Annotated in this window: 16 protein-coding genes; 8 read left to right on the top strand and 8 right to left on the bottom strand. The window is 33.4% G+C overall.

The window, feature by feature from the left end:
- Positions 1–272: 272 nt before the first annotated feature.
- On the bottom strand, positions 273–2,690 hold the full coding sequence (locus ACYSNV_RS04110; RefSeq protein WP_461761294.1) for a S9 family peptidase: 2,418 nt from the start codon (positions 2,688–2,690) through the stop codon (positions 273–275).
- Between the two features lie 144 nt (positions 2,691–2,834).
- Between ACYSNV_RS04110 and ACYSNV_RS04115 the strand changes: the two genes are divergently transcribed.
- The 4 genes from ACYSNV_RS04115 (at position 2,835) to ACYSNV_RS04130 (ending at position 6,287) form a co-directional block, all read left to right on the top strand.
- Positions 2,835–3,839: a 3-oxoacyl-ACP synthase III family protein gene (locus tag ACYSNV_RS04115; protein WP_461761295.1), complete on the top strand. Its 1,005-nt coding sequence runs from the start codon at positions 2,835–2,837 to the stop codon at positions 3,837–3,839.
- A gap of 37 nt (positions 3,840–3,876) precedes the next feature.
- The gene (locus tag ACYSNV_RS04120) at positions 3,877–4,545 is read left to right on the top strand and encodes a sterol desaturase family protein (RefSeq protein WP_461761296.1); all 669 of its coding nucleotides are present in this window, start codon (positions 3,877–3,879) and stop codon (positions 4,543–4,545) included.
- A 697-nt stretch (positions 4,546–5,242) separates the two neighbouring features.
- Complete coding sequence (locus ACYSNV_RS04125) at positions 5,243–5,839, top strand: superoxide dismutase (protein WP_461761297.1); 597 nt, start codon at positions 5,243–5,245, stop codon at positions 5,837–5,839.
- Position 5,840: 1 nt separating this feature from the next.
- Entirely contained in the window at positions 5,841–6,287 is a 447-nt protein-coding gene (locus ACYSNV_RS04130) for a tetratricopeptide repeat protein (protein WP_461761298.1), read from the top strand.
- 62 nt (positions 6,288–6,349) lie between these two features.
- On the opposite strand, the gene ACYSNV_RS04135 is transcribed toward ACYSNV_RS04130, so the two are convergent.
- From ACYSNV_RS04135 to ACYSNV_RS04160, 6 genes are all read right to left on the bottom strand, one after another.
- Complete coding sequence (locus ACYSNV_RS04135) at positions 6,350–7,360, bottom strand: endonuclease I family protein (RefSeq protein ID WP_461761299.1); 1,011 nt, start codon at positions 7,358–7,360, stop codon at positions 6,350–6,352.
- Positions 7,361–7,522: 162 nt separating this feature from the next.
- Positions 7,523–8,443, bottom strand: a complete 921-nt coding sequence (locus ACYSNV_RS04140; RefSeq protein WP_461761300.1) for an endonuclease I family protein — start codon at positions 8,441–8,443, stop codon at positions 7,523–7,525.
- A gap of 42 nt (positions 8,444–8,485) precedes the next feature.
- Entirely contained in the window at positions 8,486–9,703 is a 1,218-nt protein-coding gene (locus tag ACYSNV_RS04145; RefSeq protein ID WP_461761301.1) for an RsmB/NOP family class I SAM-dependent RNA methyltransferase, read from the bottom strand.
- Between the two features lie 99 nt (positions 9,704–9,802).
- Positions 9,803–10,237, bottom strand: coding sequence for a hypothetical protein (locus ACYSNV_RS04150; protein WP_461761302.1), 435 nt, complete (start codon positions 10,235–10,237; stop codon positions 9,803–9,805).
- Positions 10,237–10,653: a hypothetical protein gene (locus ACYSNV_RS04155; RefSeq protein ID WP_461761303.1), complete on the bottom strand. Its 417-nt coding sequence runs from the start codon at positions 10,651–10,653 to the stop codon at positions 10,237–10,239. The genes ACYSNV_RS04150 and ACYSNV_RS04155 overlap by 1 nt, the downstream gene beginning before the upstream one ends.
- 45 nt (positions 10,654–10,698) lie before the next feature.
- Positions 10,699–11,241, bottom strand: coding sequence for an RNA polymerase sigma factor (locus ACYSNV_RS04160; RefSeq protein WP_461761304.1), 543 nt, complete (start codon positions 11,239–11,241; stop codon positions 10,699–10,701).
- A gap of 111 nt (positions 11,242–11,352) precedes the next feature.
- Between ACYSNV_RS04160 and ACYSNV_RS04165 the strand changes: the two genes are divergently transcribed.
- Positions 11,353–12,009 (top strand): HAD family hydrolase, encoded by a 657-nt coding sequence (locus ACYSNV_RS04165; RefSeq protein WP_461761305.1) that lies wholly within the window; start codon positions 11,353–11,355, stop codon positions 12,007–12,009.
- 193 nt (positions 12,010–12,202) lie between these two features.
- A complete protein-coding gene (locus ACYSNV_RS04170; protein ID WP_461761306.1) occupies positions 12,203–12,718 on the top strand; it encodes a DUF2892 domain-containing protein in 516 nt (171 codons plus the stop codon).
- Between the two features lie 456 nt (positions 12,719–13,174).
- On the opposite strand, the gene ACYSNV_RS04175 is transcribed toward ACYSNV_RS04170, so the two are convergent.
- Complete coding sequence (locus tag ACYSNV_RS04175) at positions 13,175–14,767, bottom strand: peptide chain release factor 3 (protein WP_461761307.1); 1,593 nt, start codon at positions 14,765–14,767, stop codon at positions 13,175–13,177.
- Between the two features lie 325 nt (positions 14,768–15,092).
- Here ACYSNV_RS04175 and ACYSNV_RS04180 point away from each other — a divergent pair, with 325 nt between their 5' ends.
- Entirely contained in the window at positions 15,093–15,962 is an 870-nt protein-coding gene (locus ACYSNV_RS04180; RefSeq protein WP_461761308.1) for a hypothetical protein, read from the top strand.
- On the top strand, positions 15,949–17,328 hold the full coding sequence (locus ACYSNV_RS04185) for a peptidylprolyl isomerase (protein ID WP_461761309.1): 1,380 nt from the start codon (positions 15,949–15,951) through the stop codon (positions 17,326–17,328). Before ACYSNV_RS04180 ends, ACYSNV_RS04185 begins: the two co-directional genes overlap by 14 nt.
- The last annotated feature ends 75 nt before the right edge of the window (positions 17,329–17,403 follow it).

Here is a 17,403-nt window from a genome sequence, read left to right on the forward strand (position 1 = left end):
TTAAAAACCACCTTAAAAGCTTATAGATATAGGACCCTGTGTAACAAATTGTTATACGGGGTTTTTTTATGGGTATGTTTTTTGTTGGTGTTATTTTTTGTTTTTAACGCATAAAAATGTGTTAGCTAATTTTTGTGATTCAGGTTAAACCTGTAATTAATTTTCTTTGCTATCTATATTCTTAAAAGCTCTAATGTAACCAGGTCCCATAAAAAAGCGAACTCTACTAAATAAAGTAGAGTTCGCCTTTTTTTTAAAGTCTTAGAATTTAATTATTCTTTATTCTTTAAATATTTTTCTAAGAATTGATCTGTTTCCCAAAGGGTGTGCATGATATTCTCTTTAGCAACATAACCATGGCTTTCTTTAGGTAGGATTACCATTCTAACTGGCGCACCTAAACCTTTTAAAGCTTGGAAATAACGCTCAGTTTGTAGGGTAAAAGTACCTGAGTTGTTATCAGCCTCTCCGTGTATTAATAACATTGGAGTAGTCATTTGTTTGGCATTCATAAAAGGAGACATTGTGTTGTACACCTCTGGTACCTCCCAGTAATTTCTTTGCTCAGATTGGAATCCAAAAGGAGTAAGTGTTCTATTGTAAGCTCCACTACGAGCAATTCCCACTGCAAATAAATCAGAATGAGTAAGTAAGTTAGCTGTCATAAAAGCGCCATAAGAGTGACCACCTACACCAACTCTACTTCTATCAATATATCCTAAAGCATCCACTGCATCAATAGCAGCTTTTCCATTTGCTACTAATTGCTCCACAAAGGTATCATTAGGCTCTTGGGTACCCTCTCCAACAATTGGGAAAGAAGCATCATCTAACACTGCATATCCTTTATTCACCCAGTAGATAAATGATCCATAGCTAGGGAAGGTAAATGCATTGGAGTTGTTAGTTACTTGAGAAGCACTGTTTCTATCTTTAAATTCTCTTGGGTAAGCCCAGATTAAAAGAGGAAGTTTTTCTGTTTTATTTTCTTTATCGTATCCCTTAGGTAGGTATAAAGTACCTGATAAAGGAAGACCATCTTCTCTTAAATAAGTAATGATTTCTTTATGAACTCCATCTAATGCTTTAAAAGGATTTTGGAAATCTGTAATAGCCGTTAAGCTATTTTTCTTATTAATATTTAAGAAATAGTAATTCGGGTATTGGGTTGGGGATTGAAGAGAAACTAGTACAAGTCCTTTTTTAATATCTTCAATTCCTAAAATAGTTTCCTTTTTATCGGTATAAGTAGATTGGTAAAGACGTTTTGTCTTTAGTGTTTTTGTATTGAATTGATCAATAAAAGGGAATTGTCCTTGTTTTGTAAATCCATCACCTACTAAATACAGATTGTCTTTATTAATAAGTAAGCTATATTTTCCGTATTTATTACGAGTAAGCTCAAAACTACCTGGATTGCTATAAGCGTCTTGTGAGTTTCTATCTTGAATTAAAACTGTCGAATCTTCTTTTGTTGGATCAAAAAGGAAAGCTTTGATATTTCTGGTGTCATACCACTGTTCGTAGGCAACTGCTAAATGTTCATCTCCCCAGATTACTCTTGAGAAACGTTGCTTTAACTTAATAAGTGGGGTTGGCTGATTGTTAAAAGGAGCATCCCATGAAGATAGTTGATCTCTAAAAGGAACTTCATTAGCCGGATCTCCACCATCTAGAGCCTCCACAAAGTATAAAGAAGCAGGTTTGTCTGATCTCCAAGCCATGATTCTTTTACCTTCTCTTGTTGCCATGAATCCTTTAGGAGTCACTTCGTTTAACGGTAATTCGTTAACCACTTTAACTAAGTTTCCTTGTAAATCAAAAACGCTGGTTTTCATTGGGAACCTATTAAGAGGTACCAAGTAAGAGAAAGGTTTTTGCAGTGTAGTGATTAGTAAATATTGTCCATCAGGAGAGAAGTTTTGCGATACAAATAAATCTTTCTTTTTAAACAATGTACTGTTTCCTTGCATATCAACAGTATGTAACTCAGAGGATACTAATGTTTCAAAGTTAGCCTCATCGGTTTTGTTTTTCAATAGATCCTGATAGGTTCTATTTGAAGAAACCACCCCTTCACTCACCGATACAATTGGTCCGGCTGGGATGTTTCTACTTGTATCAATTAATTTTGCTCTATTGCTAGGGATAACGTTAACTAAAATTCTTTGGTTATCGCTATACCAAGAGATTGGGTTTCCAAGGTTAGCATTTAAATTAGCATCGGTTAATTTAGTTGCCACAGCAGTTTTTACATCGATTACCCATAATTCGGTTCCATTAGCCAAGGTATTGGTAAATGCAATTTTACTTTGGTCTGGGGACCAGGTAACGTTTGTAATTCGAGGGTTTGCTGGTAAGTTTTTAACTTGGATTTCTTCTGAGCCGTTTACTTTTTTAATTTTTAAATTATTAGTAAAAGTAACTGTACTTGAAATATTACCATCCACATTGATACGTAACCCAGCTAGTTTAATGTCATTTAAATTAAGGTCTTCTAGGGTTTTGTAAGTATCGCGGTAAGACAATAGCATATACTCCATCTTACTATCCATTGATACCGTTGGGGCTCTTTGAAACTCAGCTAATTCTAAGATTTCGGCGGAAGGTTTTTGATAAGTAATGTTTTCTTGTGCGTACATGGCGCTGATAAAAAATAATGATAAAATAGTACTTTTAATTATTTTCATATAAAAATTGGTTTGGTTAGTCGCACGAATATAATCGAAATTATTGAAATCTACTGTTTTAATAGATATTTTTAATTTTTCACCCTGTTTTTTTTGTTGTTTAATTGTTACTTTTGCAGAATAATTAAAAATCAGGTCAAGAATATGTACAGATCGAAAATTACAGGTTTAGGTTATTATGTTCCAGATAATATTGTAACAAATGATGACCTTTCTAAGATCATGGATACCAATGATCAGTGGATTGTAGAGCGTACCGGTATTAAGGAGCGTAGACATGTTACTTTAAAAGAGGATAGCACCTCTGGAATGGGAGTAAAGGCAGCTCGTATAGCCATGGAAAGAGCAAATGTTACTGCAAAAGATATTGATTTTGTGGTTTTTGCTACTTTAAGTCCAGATTATTATTTTCCAGGTCCTGGCGTAACTCTACAAAAAGAATTAGGATTACAAACGGTAGCGGCTTTGGATATTCGCGCTCAATGTTCTGGTTTTGTTTACGCCTTATCTGTAGCGGATCAGTATATAAAAACAGGTATGTATAAAAATGTGCTTGTGGTTGGTTCTGAGGTGCAATCAAAAGGTTTGGATATGACCACTAGAGGTCGAGGAGTGTCTGTTATTTTTGGAGATGGTGCTGGTGCGGCGATTTTAACAAGATCGGATGATGAAAGTGGAATTTTATCCACTCATATACACTCCGAGGGTGAGTATGCCCAGGAATTAGCATTAATTGCTCCAGGAATGGGTGGAAGATGGGTAACAGATATCTTAGAAGATCAAGATAAAGATGATGTGAGTTATTATCCATATATGAACGGACAGTTTGTTTTTAAAAATGCAGTAGTTCGTTTTAGTGAAGTAATTCAAGAAGGCTTAGATAAAAATGGTTTAAAGATTGATGATATCGACCTTTTAATCCCGCATCAAGCCAACTTGCGAATTTCCCAATATATTCAACAAAAGTTTGCCTTAACCGACAAGCAAGTATTTAATAATATCCAGTATTTTGGCAATACCACCGCCGCCTCTATTCCTATTGCATTAACCCAGGCATGGGAGCAAGATAGAATAAAACAAGGCGATATTGTTGTTTTAGCTGCCTTTGGTAGTGGTTTTACGTGGGGCAGTGTTGTTTTAAAATGGTAAAATTTATATATTAGCTTAAAGTTAAGTTAATATAGTTATGAAATTTGAGAAAATTAACAATAAAGGACAGGCAAGAATTTTCCAGAATCCTTATTTAGAAATGTTAACTAAAGGACATCCTGCAGTGATATGGTCCATGTATATACCTTTGTTATCTTATATTTTATACCTAGGGTATTCTAAGTATTTTTTAAGTGGATTAACCATGGTTGTGTTGTTTTTTAGTGGTGTTATTTTCTGGACATTTTTTGAGTATTTAGCTCATCGTTATTTATTTCACATGGTCAGTAAATACAAACCCTTACAGCGAGTAGCTTACATTTTTCATGGCAATCACCATCATTACCCAAGAGATAGACAACGTCTTTTTATGCCACCGGTACCAAGTATTTTACTAGCTGCTATTATTTTTGGTGTAGAGTATTTAATCTTAGGTGTTTATGTTTACGCCTTTTTTCCAGGATTTATGATTGGATACTTACTTTACGCCTCAATGCATTATGCGATGCACGCTTTTGCACCGCCGTTTAAGTTTATGAAGCCTCTTTGGAGGAATCATCACCTTCATCACTACAAAGATGAGGAACTTGGATTTGGTGTAAGTAATACTTTTTGGGATCGTGTTTTTGGTACTATGTTTGATTTAAACAAGGAAAAGGAAGATAAAGAAAAAGTAAAGGAATTAATGTTTGAAAAACGTAAATAATTTTTACTGTTTTAAATAAAAGAAAATGCTTAAAAGTACAAATGCTTTTAAGCATTTTTTTTTGATATACTTTAAATTAACTAGTTGACAGGTAAAGAAATAACAAAGGGGGGGCTTTTCGGTACTTTACCCTTATAAAAGCGTTTTTTTGATTTATACAAAAACGGAGGGAGGCCTTTATTTTTTAATTAAAACTAATCTAACTTATTAGATACTAGTGGATTGTTTTATTTGATAACCAAAGGGCTTAACTACCCATTTATTTAAAACAAACCAAGGCTAGTGAACAAAGTATAGATAAGAAAGCAGTTTTTAATAAACAGTGAATGTTTTTAGAGGATCCCGTTGAATTTATAGATAACGATTCAAATAAAGCGACAATAAGATTAAAAAAACCATTGTATCACCTCTTAAAAGGCAAGCGATTCATTTAATTAGAGCGTTTTGAGACTCGTAGGGTAAAAGTAAAAAATATTTTATGGCAAAACTTCCCCTACATAGGTGCAAATTAAACCTTTTATTGGGAGATTTAAATAAAAAAAGTTAGTTGGAAAAATCATCTTTTTAAAATTATATTTATTAGATTTGGCTAATATAATATTTAGACAAGGCTAAATGTGTGTTTAAACTATAAAAAGTAGTTTATCTTTTTTAGTTCTTGCTTGTTTTTTTTTAATTAACTATAAAGTTTAACATCATGAAAATTACCCATGAATTGGCTCCACTTCCCTATGCAAGTGATGCCTTTATTCCCATTATTACTCCAGAGTGTTTTGCTTATCATTATGGTAAACACCATAGTTTGTATGTTTCTAATTTGGCCAAATTAATTAGACAAAGTGCTTATAAGGCTATGCAGGTAGATCAAATTATTATAGAATCTTATAAGAATAAAGATTTTGCGGTGTTTAACAATGCGGCACAACATTGGAATCACAGTTTTTTTTGGCATTGTTTAACTACCGATTCAAAGGGGTTTCCTACTGGGAAAATTAAAGAATTAATCAATCGGGACTTTAAAGACTTTGCGAGCTTTAAGCAACTATTTACCCAAAAGGCAATTTCTTTTTTTGGTTCGGGTTGGCTTTGGCTTGTTGTAGATCACAGTGGATCTTTACAGATAATGGAATTAAAGGATGCGCAGAATCCTTTGATTTATAATAAAAAACCACTACTAGCTTTGGATCTTTGGGAACATGCCTATTATATTGATTACCGAAATGCTAGAGATAAGTTTATAGAAGGATTTTGGAGTATTGTTAATTGGGAATTTGCCAATGAAAATTTAAGATAGTATGAGTGATAAATGCCTATGCCATATTCATAATTACTGGCAAGAAATAACCAAAATAAGTAATGCTAGTTTTTTTAAAGAAGATTATAACCAAGCCATTGTTGGATACCAACAAGCTTTATACCGAGCTCAGGTTCTTAAAAATTACCCCACTAGGTGCAAAGAATTAAATATCCCTTTGTTACAGATATATGTGGTCTCATATAATAATTTAGCTTTTTGCTATAAGGAGTTAAACCAGGTAGAAAAGGCTCAGAATTATTTAACATATGTGGTTTGTTACTTACTGTACCTAAGGAGTAAGTGTTTGTTGGATGCAAAAAGTTTTTCTTATGAGTTACAAAAAGCTGTTTTAACCTATTTAGAATTTTTGCAAGACAATAAAAGCCGCTTATCTAATCCAATAGATATACTAGAGATTATTAATACATATTTGAAAGGTAGGTAAAAAAAAATCCCTTAACTAGACTATTGTAGGTTAAGGGATTTTTTTATTTTAAAAAAGTAGGATTACTGTATTACCTCCCATAAGGATTCTGCATTTAATTCTTTGTCGGTTTGTTCTCCCCAAATTAAATTTGCCAAATGTGGATTATCGATAAAAGGATTTCTATTTCCTTGGGCATAACGGTTATTTTTATCACCATGGTAAGAATTTCTTTTTCTTTCTATGTCTGAAACCGGATCTTCGGCATTCCATTTCATCAGAACCCTAACCATGTCTCTGTCTCCGGTTTCTGGATTAACCAATAAGGGTAGGCTAGCTACATTTACCGGTAGACATTGTTGTTGATACCTCACATACATATACATCATCATTCGGGCCACATCTCCTTTCCATTCATCGCCAGGATACCAATATCCGGCATTAAGAATTTGGGAGTTACCCTTGGCATCTGCAAACTTCTTATTGAGTCTATCTTGGTTCATTGCTCCGTTAACCGGACGAAGGTTATGTGCATCGTTTCCTGCAATATAGGCTATATCTAGTTGTTCGTTTGGAACAACGGTAAACTTTGTTTCCAATTTGGGGATAGCTAAACTCTTTGCATAAACATGTTCTCTTTCCCACTTATTATTGCGATTAGCATTTCCTCCTTGGTTATTTGTTTCACTCTTAGGCATGGAACGTACTTTTTTTGGTTCCTTAGATGCTCCATTTGGCCAACCATAGATAACCAGTACATTATCTGGATTATCTGGATCTTGATCGGTAATTTTACTGGCCTCCCAAATATCAGGTGTGTAAGACAAGGTGGTTTGGGTATCTGTTAATAAGCGGTGTAATTGGTTTTGTAACTCTTTTCCCCTTAAGGTAAAGTCAATGTCTTTATAATAAGCGATTTGATCGGCTTGTATGGGTTTGTAGTTATTTGTGTTAGGTTTTGTAGGAGGGTCAACCGGTGGTAAAGGTGGTTTTTCTACCGGTGGAGGGGTTACAATAACTGTATCATCTGATTTACTACAGCTTATTTGACTAAGAAGTAGAATACTAAATAAGATATAGAGTACTTTTTTCATGTGCTTAAAAAACTTAAATTTAAATATAAGATAAAATAATGACTCTTAAAGGGTTTGTTGGTTATTTTACACGGTATTTAATTTTAGGGTAAGTTAAATAGGGAAAAAAAAAGGCCTTTTTAAAAAAGGCCTTTATGTATTGTGATTCAAAAATTTCCGTTTTTACTGCCAAAGATTTTGTGCCTTTTTACCACCCCATATTTGTGTAGCTAAATCCGGGTTGTCAATAAAAGGATTTCTGTTTCCTTGTGCATATGGATTCTGGGTATCACCATGATAAGTATTTCTTTTTACTTCAATTGGTGAAACCGGATCTTCGGCATTCCAATCAAGTAATAAATCAATCATATTAGAATCTAATTCATTAATTTCTCCGATAGCAATTTTAGTGGGTAAACACTGATTGTCATATCTTAAATACATATACATCATCATTCTGGCAACATCACCTTTCCATTCATCACCTGGATACCAACCATTTTCAACTTTTCCAGAAAAGCCTTGTCCTTGAATAAAAGGTAGATTTCCTCTTTTTTGATTCCAAGTCACATCCGCTGGTCTTAAGTTATGTGCATCTGTTCCAGCACCTGGGGAATTGGTTGTCAACTTTGGGTTTGCCAAAGATTTAGCAAACACGTGTTCTCTGTTCCAGTTGTTTTGGTTACCTCCATGTTGGTTTTTTCCTCTTGTGTAGGCTTTCTCACCCTGGGTAACACCTTTGTGGCCATAAAGTAAGTATACCTCGTTACCCTCTTGGGTGATATCGGTTTCTTTAAAGTGTTCCCATTGATACTTCTGAGCATTGGTATGGGTTATCTTAATTAACGAGGCTAATTCTTGTTTAAGCTCCGAACCAGTTTTTGTAAAATCCACATCCTTGTAGTATGCAATTTGATCAGCAGGAATAGTGTACTTCCCATCTTTTGGATCCTCAGGTTCCTGGGGCTCTTCAGGTTGTTCAGGCTCCTGGGGCTCCTGGGGCTGTTCGGGTAGTTGAACCTCCGGGTTTGATTCATCCGAAGAACAAGAATAAGCTGACCAACCAATGGTTAATAGTAATAATAAAAAAGAAATTTTCTTCATTTTAAGTCTGTGTAATTATCTTAAATAAATAGAGTTACTAATTTACTTAGCTTTACGCTGTAACAAGGCCATGTAAAAACCATCAAATCCAGATTGATGAGCAAGGATTTTATGATCTTCAATTAAAGAAAATTCTTTTCCTGCTTCACTTTGTAAAAACTTGGCTATTTGTTGTTCATTCTCAGAAGGTAATATCGAGCAAGTTGCATATACTAATTTACCACCAGGTTTAAGGATTTTGGAATAATCCTGTAAAACTTGTTGTTGTACTTGTTTGATTTCCTTTATAAACTCTGGTTTAAGTTTCCATTTACTATCTGGATTTCGTTTTAAAACACCAAGTCCACTACATGGTGCGTCTATTAATACGCGATCTGCTTTATCGTGTAGTTTTTTAATTGTTTTTGTACCTTCAATAATGCGGTATTCAATATTAAATGCTTCGTTTCGTTTAGCGCGAATCTTAAGTTGCTTTTGTTTACTGTGGTAAATATCCATAGCAATAATTTGCCCTTTGTTTTGCATTAACGAGGCAATATGAAGGGTTTTTCCTCCTGCTCCGGCGCAAGTATCCACCACACGCATTCCTGGCTCTGGAGCAAGTAATGGTGCAACTAATTGAGAGGATGCATCTTGTACCTCAAATAACCCTTGTTTAAAAGCATCGGTTAAAAAAACATTTGCTCTTTGCTTTAAAATAAGTGCATCTGGGTATTGTTCAGGCAATATGGTTTCGATATCTAAATCCATCAAAATAGCATGTAGCTTCTCCCTGGTAGTCTTTAAGGTATTTACCCTTAAGATCACCTCTGCTGGTTTATTTTGTGCAGCAATTTCTTTCGACCATAACTCTTCTCCAAGTTCTTCAACTCCAAGTTGATCAATCCAATCAGGAATAGATTCTTTGAATTTTCTTATTTTCGTTAATTCGTCAAACTTACCTTTGATTCTTCTAACCGGTGTGTTTTCAAAATACTTCCAATCCGGTAGTGTAATTCCTCTTAAAACGGCCCATACGGCAAATATACGCCATAGATCATCTCTGTTATAAGGCTCTTTTACCTCTGCAATTTCAGCATAGAGTCTTTTCCATCTAACAATTTCGTAGATAGTCTCGGCAACGAATTTTCTATCGCTACTTCCCCAACGTTTATCCTTTTTCAAGGCTCTAGCAACTACTTTGTCTGCATATTCCCCTTCATTGAAGATTGCCGTTAAAGAGTCGATTACTGTAAATACAAGGTTTCTGTGTAGTCTCATTATTATAATGTATTATAAAAATAGCCTACAAAGATAGGTTTTTGTAGGCTATTTATTATTAATTTTCGCGTTATTTTATTTTTTAAAAAAGTACTTGAATTATTTCTTTTCTCTATACTTTTTTAAAAGTTTTCTATTAAAGTCATCTTCTGCCTTTTTAAGTATTAAGATCTTCTTGTTAGAAAGAATCTTTTGGGCATCTTTTATAAAGTTTTTTCGCAGTGTAAAATAAGACTCATCAAAATCTATTAATTCCTGCACCTTAACACTGGCCTGTGCCTCGCTTAGGGCTTCTAATTCAGAAAGATCAGAATGTTTAATATAACGTACAATATCATTGTGTCTTAACTCATGAATTTTTTGATCATAAGTATTGTAAATGGGCCAAAACTTCTCCGCCTCGGTAGTAGATAAGTTAAGCACAGAACTTAAATGGGCTATTTTTAAAGAGCGTATTTGATCTGATTTGTTTTGTGCAAATACAGATAAAGAGCATAAAAAAACAGCAAGAAAAATAGTAATTTTGTTCATCATTAATCGTTTAAATAGTACTCAAGTTCTATGTTGGTTAATACATAGTTGTTTAATTCATTTTGATTTATTTGAATACTTTTTTCTAACTCAATTAAATCTTCTTGATCAAAGGAGTTAATAAACTCGGTGGATAAGCTCAAAGAAGTATCATATTGAATATATTCTTGTAAATCTTCATTACTAAGAGAGCTTTGGTGATTTATACCAAAAATTAGTCCTAGTGCTAATAACAGTGTCAAACTTGCAGCCACGCCATAATAATAGTAATTTCTTTTATTTTTAAGTTTTACTATTGTGGGTGTTTCCTTGTTTTGCGGGCTATTTATTTTTACCATCAACCTTTTTTGAAAATCTTCAAAATAATCCTCGGGTGGAATATTAAATGGGTTTTTAGAGTTAAAAGGATTTTGTTGCATATTAATAACCTTATATGTGGTTAGACGATTTTTAGTTACAAAGGTTTAATTGTCTTTTAAAAATTGTTCAATTTTTTTGGCTGCATGATGATATGAAGCCTTTAAACTTCCTACGCTAATTTGTAGTATTTCTGAGATGCTTTGGTAATCCAAGTCTTCAAAATACCTCATTTTAAAAACAAGTTGTTGTTTTTGGGGAAGCTCTCCTATTGCTTTTTGAAGCAAAATCTGTGCCTGGTCATAATCAAAGTATGGCGAATCGGCGAGTTGTTGGATTAAATAGTCATTTAGCTGCTGGTCAGATAATTGTTGTTTATTCTTTTTACTTTTTAAAAAGTCTAGGGCCTGATTGGTAGCAATTCGATACATCCATGAGAATAATTGACTTTCTCCTTTAAAATTATCTATGTTTTGATAAATTTTAATAAACGTGTCTTGTAGTACATCATCTGTGTCTTGGTGATTTAATACAAGTGTTCTTATATGGATGTACAATCTTTTTTGGTAAAGATTTACTAGCTCGGTAAAAGCCTGTGCTTTGCTACTGGGGTTTTGTAGTTTGGTTAGTAAAACTTTTTCTTTTTCCAAGATTAATCGATTGTAGGTAAATTAATTATTTGCTAGTCAAAGTGTAAAAATATACAATGTGATGGATATTTACCTATAGTATGCGTACTTTTGTGAAAAAAACAACAACACATGATTAATACTGTTATTTTTGATATGGATGGGGTGATAGTAGACACCGAGCCTGTACATCACTATGCTTATCATAAACATTTTCAGGAGCTTAATATAGATATAACCCCCTTAATGTACACTTCTTTTACAGGGGGATCTACTAAAAACACCTACCAAAGCATCTGTCAACACTTCAATATAGAAATACCTGTAAATGATTTGGTTCTTCGAAAAAGAGAAATTTTCAATGATGCTTTTGATACCAAAGAAGATTTATTTTTAATAAAAGGGGTAGAGGATTTAATTAAAGAATTACATTACAATAAATTGGAATTAATCTTAGCTTCATCGGCCTCTAAGAGTACTATATCACGTGTTTTTAACCGTTTTAATCTTCATGATTATTTTACTCATATTGTAAGTGGAGAGGATTTTGTACGAAGTAAACCCGATCCGGCTATTTTTCTTCATGCGGCGAGTTTGGCAAAACAAAGTTCTCTTGGAAACTGTATTGTAATAGAGGATTCCACCAATGGAATTAAAGCTGCGAATGCTGCTGGTATTAAAGTAATAGGTTATCAGAGTGTTAACTCTAAAAATCAAGATTATTCAACGGCCGATTACCACTTAAAATGTTTTACCGATATATCGGCTAAACACATAAAGGGACTTTAAAGTAATCTAAGGTAAGGTAATGAAATTTGCCACCGCTGTTTTTTAATTTTTTAGGGATTGTTGTTTTAAAAACAAACCCAATAAGCAAAGGGCTTTATAGATTAGGGATTTCAAAGAGTTTTTATTTTTAATCTAATGGCTTTTTTTATTAACTTTGCATTTTTATAATAATAGTTAAACGTAATATACATAGATGTTTCACAGATATATTAAATTAGGTATCGCTGGGGTTTTATTTGCTTTAGCAATTTGGCAATTTGTAGAGAGTAATGTGGGTAACGGAATATTCTTGTTATTCTTAATGGCTTTAGTGATATTGCTATATTTCAAAAACGAATTTATTTTACTGGCTTTTTTGAAATTAAGAAAGCAAGACTTTGATGGAGCTCAAAGATGGTTAAGTAAAATTAAAAATCCAGAAACAGCATTGGTACAAAAACAAAATGGTTACTATAACTATTTGATGGGGATTATGACATCTCAAACTAACTTAAACGCTTCGGAGAAGTATATGAAAAAAGCAGTTGAGTTAGGTTTAAATATGAACCAAGATTTGGCTATGGCAAAATTACAATTAGCTGGTATTGCCATGACTAAACGTAGAAAAATAGAGGCTACCAAACTTTTATCAGAAGCTCAAAAGCTGGATAAACAAGGAATGCTAAAAGATCAAGTAAAGATGATGAAAGAACAAATGAAACGAATTTAGTTTCTGAGTGTCACATATCTTATAATGCGATTTGAGAGAATTTAGAATTTGTAAAAATTCTTTTGAAAAAGTAGCAAGAAGGTGCTTTAAAGAGTTAGATACTTTTTAAAGCACTTTTTTTATGTCTAAAAACAGTATTACAGCTTTTATAATGCGCCTTGCAGTAATTAGTGTCTGTTAAAAACTGGTTTGTTTTAAAAAAAACCAAAAAGTGGTATTAAATAGCTATAGTAAAATTATTTAAGGGCTAGTTTTTTGTTAACAGCTATTGTTTTAAGGCGGGAGGGAGTAAAAGGCCTTTTAAAATGTTTTGCTCTACCAATAAACCAAGGCCATAGCACAAGGATGTAAGCTAAGTCATAGAAATTAATTTAAATAAAAAAGCCCGATGTAAACCGGGCTGATTTGTTTTAGGTAGGCTTTCTATGGGTTTTAGTTACGTTTTACCAGCAAACCTTATTTTATTTCTTCCGAGGTAAAACGAAGTTTTACACTTGGGAATTTACTTTGTGTCATTTGTATAGAGAATTCACTATCGGCTAAAAACACCAATTGGCCTGATTTATCTTTTGCTAAGAATTTTTGCTTGATACGTTTGAATTCTTTAAACTCTTCATTTTTAGGATCCTGTGGACTTACCCAACAAGCCTTGTAAGCTGGAAAGTTTTCGTAAGTACATTTTGCGCCATATTCATGTTCTAAACGATATTGAATAACTTCGTATTGAAGAGCACCTACAGTACCGATAACTTTACGACCATTCATTTCTAAAACAAATAATTGTGCAACACCTTCGTCCATTAATTGATCGATTCCCTTTTCAAGCTGTTTGCTTTTCATCGGATCAGCGTTGTTAATATAGCGGAAGTGCTCAGGAGAGAAATTAGGTATACCTTTAAAGCTCATTAATTCTCCTTCTGTTAAGGTATCTCCAATTTTGAAGTTTCCTGTATCATGTAATCCTACTATATCCCCAGCATAAGAAATATCAATGATTTCTTTTTTCTCGGCAAAGAATGCATTGGGCGAGGAGAATTTTAATTTTTTTCCTTGTCTCACGTGAAGATAAGGTTTGTTTCTTTCAAAAGTTCCCGAAACAATTTTCACAAAAGCCAATCGGTCTCTGTGTTTTGGATCCATATTAGCGTGAATTTTAAACACAAATCCAGCAAAAGTATCCTCACTAGGAACTACCTCTCGGGTGTCTGATTCTTTGCTTCTTGGTGAAGGGGCAATATCAATAAAACAATCAAGTAATTCTCGAACTCCAAAGTTATTTAACGCTGAGCCAAAAAACACAGGTTGTTGTTCTCCTTTTTTGTATGCTTGTGGATCAAATTCAGGATAGATTCCCTCTACAATCTCTAAGTCCTCACGAAGGGTTGCAGCAGATTTATCACCAATGATTTTATTTAATTCCGGTGAATTAAGGTCGCTTATTTGTATAACATCATCGATGTTTTTACGACTATCCTCACTAAAAAGGTTTACGTTTTTTTCCCAAATATTATAGATACCCTTAAAATCAACTCCCATTCCAATTGGAAAACTAAGTGGAGTCACAGATAGTTGAAGTTTTTGTTCCACTTCATCCATTAAATCAAAGGCATCTCTACCTTCTCTGTCTAATTTGTTGATAAAAACAATCATTGGTATGTTACGCATACGACATACCTCTACTAATTTTTCGGTTTGTTCCTCCACCCCTTTAGCCACGTCAATAACCACAATACAACTATCTACAGCTGTTAGGGTTCTAAAGGTATCTTCAGCGAAGTCCTTGTGACCTGGGGTATCTAAAATGTTAATTTTTTTATCTTTATAATTAAACGCTAAAACCGAAGTAGCTACTGAGATTCCTCTTTGACGTTCAATTTCCATAAAGTCAGAAGTAGCGCCTTTTTTGATTTTATTGTTTTTAACCGCACCAGCCTCTTGAATAGCTCCTCCAAAAAGTAGTAACTTTTCTGTCAAAGTTGTCTTACCAGCATCCGGGTGAGCAATTACACCAAATGTTCTTCTGCGTTCAATTTCCTTTAAAAAACTCATTATTAAAAATTTTAGGCTACAAAAGTACTTATATTTTTTGTGAAACGAATGGTTTTTGTTCTGCCTTTAACTGGTTTTAGTGCCCTTTGTATACAACAAAGGGGTCTTTTTAAAGTTTAGTATCCTAGTGGATTGGTTTTAAAGGGTAGGATTATGGACTGGAAAACTAAATTTTATATTAAATTGTTAGGTTTTGATTCTGTAATCTTGTTATTTTGAAAGCTAGAGCAAAAAATAGATTAAAACAACAAGGAATTTGTTTTTGTTGTAAGTTTAGCTGCTAATTGAAAATTAATGCAAGGTTAACCAAGGGTAATGAGTTAAAATGAATACTACAAAAATTTTATGGGGTTTTACAGTTTTACTAGCAAGCTTGTTGGTATTGCAATCTTGTGATAAACAAACAACTGGTTTAGATAAACAAACGGCAATTGCTAGGGTTAATGATATTTATTTGCCCAATGGTGCCTTAGATGTTTTTGGAGAAAGTTTACAGGGCTCCAAAGATAGTGCAGCTATTGTTCATCGATTTATCGAAAAGTGGGCAACAAAGGAATTACTTACAAATGTGGCAGAGTTTAACTTATCTGCAAGTAAACAAGCCGAGATAAACACCCTTGTTAATAATTTTGCCCAGGATTTAAAAATTAAGGCCTATTTAGAGAATATGGTCCAAAGTAAGATTGATACAGTGATTGGTCTTAAGGATTTGCAGAATTATTACGATTTACATAAACAGAGTTTTTTAACCGAGGATTTGCTTTTGCAGTTAAGTTATGTGAATGTATTGAATGATAATGCAAATTTTAAAAAAATTCAAAAAAAGTTTAACTCTAGTAATCCTCAAGAAAAAGAAAGTTTAAATGAGTTAACTTTGCAAATGATCTCCTATAGTTTAAATGACTCTTTGTGGGTGGATGTAAATTATTTATATCAAAAATTACCATTTTTAGATGTTAGCAACCGAGACTCTTATTTGAAAAACAGTAATAAGTTTGAGGTAGTTGATCAAAATAGTACTTATTTTGTAGAAATTAAACAAGTCAAAAACAAAGGCGAGATTATTCCTTTTGGTTATATGAAGAACGCTTTGCGTGCTATGATTATAAATGATCGTAAGGTCAAATTAATAAAACAATTACAAGAAGATATATTAAACGATGCGAAAAACAATAAAAAGTATGAAGTTTTTTAATGCGAAGCCATGGATAGGTGCTCTAATGGCTCTGTCTTTTATAGGCCTGTCACAAGCACAGGAAGTCCCAGGGAAAAAAAGAAAAATTGACGGGGTAGTAGGAGTTGTTGGTAAATATGTGATTTTAGATTCTGAAATAGATAAAACACTAATTGAGTTAAAGGCTCAAAATGCACCGGTGGACTATTTATCTCGTTGTGAGATATTTGAGCGTTTGTTGGAGGATAAATTATTTGCTCACCAAGCAGTTCAAGATAGTTTAGATGTACCCGATAGCGAAGTGAATTCGTTTATGAGTGACCAAATCAACCGTATGGTAGAAGGGGTTGGATCAATGGATAAAATATTACAGTTTTATAATAAAAATAATGAGGAGGAATTCCGTTCTTACTTTTTTGATATTGTAAAGCAAAACAAGTTAACCGAAAATATGCAACAGCATATTGTAGAAAAGGTAACAATTACTCCCGAGGAGGTTCGCCAATTTTTCTTATCTATACCTGAGGATAAAGTACCCATGGTAGGGGATGAGGTAGAGATAGCGCAGATTGTTGTTAAACCAGAGATATCCAAAGAGCAAAAGCAAAAAGTGATTGATCGTTTAAATGATATGCGTGATGATGTGATTAACAATGGAGCTAGTTTTTTCTCTAAAGCTGTTTTATTTAGTGAAGACCCAGGTTCTTCAAGTAATGGAGGTTTTTACTCTATTACAAAAAAAGATCCTTTTGCTAAAGAATTCAAAGAAGTTGCCTTTAGTATGGCAGAGGGAGAAATTTCTCAACCATTTGAAACTGAATTTGGGTATCATATGATTTACCTAGAGAAAATCAGAGGTCAGCATTTGGATTTACGTCATATCTTATTAATGCCAGTTGCTACCGAACAAGCCTTAGAAGAGGCCAAACAAAAACTAGCAGGTATTCGCGAGAAAATAGTCAACAAAGAGATTACTTTTGAAGAGGCAGCTCTATCTTCATCGGATGATAAAGATACGCGTTTAAACGGCGGTATTATGAAAGATCCAATGACAATGGAAACTCGTTTTGAGCTAAATAATATGGAGGACCGTGAATTGTATCAATTAGTTTCTTTGTTAAACGAAAAAGAAATTTCACCTGTGGCTATGACTTTTGATCCTAGAAAGAATGAAAAATCATACCGCATAGTTATGATAAATAAAAAATTCGATGAGCATAAAGTTGACTTTTCACAGGATTATACCAAGGTTAGAACCATGGCATTGAATAAAAAGCAAGCAGAGGAAGTTCAAAAATGGGTAGCTAAGACTTTAAAGGACGCCTATATTAACATTCAAGGGGAATTTCGTGAGTGTGAATTTCGTAATAATTGGCTAAAAAAATAAGAATATAATATTCTGATAAAGGTAAAACGGCATTTTGATAATGGTTCAAAATGCCGTTTTTTTATTATTTAAAGA

It is taken from the genome of Myroides sp. LJL119 (assembly GCF_054871605.1).